This window comes from Aquipuribacter hungaricus (assembly GCF_037860755.1).
Classification (GTDB): Bacteria; Actinomycetota; Actinomycetes; order Actinomycetales; family JBBAYJ01; genus Aquipuribacter; species Aquipuribacter hungaricus.
The window spans coordinates 1-2,196 of sequence record NZ_JBBEOI010000376.1; the positions used below are offsets into that span (position 1 = coordinate 1).

The window sequence follows — 2,196 nt, forward strand, 5'->3', positions numbered from 1 at the left end:
GAGCGCGGCCGGGGGCCGGTGCCGCGCACCGGGGCGGGAGCCGCCCTGCGGGGTCCGGTCGGCCTGCACCGGCGCGGGGCGCTCGGCCCGGGTGTAGGTCCGGTCGTGGTGCAGCAGCGGGTCGGTCGTCCGGCGGGGCAGCCGGGCCGGGAGGTCGAGGCCGTCGAGGCCGTCGTGGCCGTCGAGCCCGCGCCTGTCGTCGTCGGCGTCGCTGCGGGCGACCTCGCCGAGCACCAGGTGGGAGTCGCCGGCGTCGACGAGGCGGAGCAGGGAGCCGCTCAGCCGGGTGAGCACGCCGTGCAGGCGCGGCAGGCCGTCCTCGTCCCAGGACCAGGTCCGGTCGTCGGCGAAGCGCTCGGCGGCCGGTCCGGCGAAGCGGCGGGCCGTGGCCTCCTGGTCGGCGGCGAGCAGGTGCACCGCGTACCGGCCGCTGCGCAGGAGCGTGTCCAGGCTGGAGGAGGTGCGCGAGACGTTGAACGACAGGATCGGCGGCGCGAGGGAGACGGAGACGACGGAGACGGCGGTGAAGCCGACGGGGGTGCCTGCGTCGGCGCTGGTCACGACCCAGACGCTGGAGGCGTCGAGGCGGAAGGCGCGTCGCAGGTCCACCGACGACCCACCCCGGGCGGGGACGGTCACAGGGGTGCTCCTGGTTCTCCGGGCCTGGTGCCCGGTGGTGGGTGGGGACGGGCGGCCCGGCCGGGCGGCGCGTCGGGGGAGCGGGGTCCCGGGCAGGGCCCCCGCGCGGGGCGTCAGGCCCGACAGGCCGCGGAGGCCGTCAGCCGCAGGTCGACGGCACGCCGGCGGGTGAGGCCGGGCGAGCAGGGCGTCCGGGGACCGGTCATCAGCACGTGGCGCTCCTCATCGGTCCTGGCGGGAGCACCCGCACCCGTTGCCGGGGGGTTGCTGCGACGTCGACGAGCCAGGTCTCTCGGTCGCTCTGGATGGCGTGACCCGACGGTGACACCTCCGTCACGCCGTGTCCAGCCGGTGGGGCCGGGTGTCCCGGATCCCGAGACGGCCGGCTCAGCCGCCGAGCGCGTCCCGCATGGGCACGAACTTGGCCGCGGACTCAGCGAGCTCCGCCGCAGGGTCGGACCCGGCGACGATGCCGCAGCCGGCGAAGAGCCGGACCTCGTGCGGGTCATCGCCGACCTGCCCGCAGCGCAGCGCGATGCCCCACTCGCCGTCGCCGTCGGAGTCCAGCCAGCCCACCGGGCCGGCGTAGCGGCCGCGGTCCATGCCCTCCACCTCGTCGATGAGCGCGGCCGCGGCCGCGGTCGGCGTGCCGCACACCGCGGCGGAGGGGTGCAGCGCCTCGGCCAGGCGCAGGCTCGACACGTCGTCGCGCAGCACGCCCGTGACGTCCGTGGCCAGGTGCATGACGTTGGCCAGGTGCAGGACGAACGGAGACTCCGGGACGTTGGTGCCGGCGCAGAACGGGGTGAGCGCCTCGACCACGCTGCGCACGGCGTACTCGTGCTCGCCCAGGTCCTTGCTCGAGCGGGCCAGCGAGGCCGCGAGCGCCAGGTCGTGGGCGTCGTCGCCGGTGCGGCGGATCGTGCCGGCCAGCACCCGGGAGGCGACCAGGCGCACCTGGGTGCGCACGAGCATCTCCGGCGTGGCCCCGACGAGGCCGTCCACGCTGAACGTCCACGTCGCCGGGTAGGCCGCCGCCAGGCGCCGGAGCAGGCCGCGGACGTCGACCGGGGTGCTGCTGCGGGCGAGCAGGTCGCGGGCCAGGACCACCTTGTCCAGCTCGCCGCGCTCGACGCGGGCGACGGCGCGGCCGACCAGCGACTCCCAGTCCGGGCTGCTCACCGCGCCGTCGGCGAAGACCACGGTGCCCGGCGGGGGCCCGTCCGGCTGCTGGGGCGGCGCCCCGGACACGGGGCCGGGGATGGTCGCGCCGATCGACGGGCCGGACTCGCCGGTCGTGGTCCGGGTGAGCCACCAGCGGCCCTCGCGGTGGCCGACCACGGTGGCCGGGACCACGAGGGAGCTGGCCGCCGACGAGGCGTCCGCGAAGGCGAAGGACCCGAACGCCACCGGCCCGGTGCCGCGCAGGCCGACGTCGTCGCGCACGACCGCCCCGGCGAGCAGCCGCCGCCAGCCGCGCTCGGCCTCGCGGAAGCGGCCGGGTCGACGCGGAGGACCTGGCCACCGCCGAGCACCGGACCAGCCCGCCGGCCCGCT

2 protein-coding genes and 1 riboswitch are annotated in these 2,196 nt (G+C 77.6%); both genes read right to left on the reverse strand.

The window, feature by feature from the left end:
• Nucleotides 1–639 (reverse strand): flavin reductase family protein (locus tag WCS02_RS19815; RefSeq protein WP_340296001.1); only part of this gene is annotated, 639 nt, incomplete at its 3' end.
• Nucleotides 640–858: 219 nt separating this feature from the next.
• Nucleotides 859–951: riboswitch (SAM riboswitch) on the reverse strand.
• Between the two features lie 75 nt (nt 952–1,026).
• On the reverse strand, nt 1,027–2,196 hold a 1,170-nt coding region (locus WCS02_RS19820), incomplete at its 5' end, for an isochorismate synthase (protein WP_340296002.1).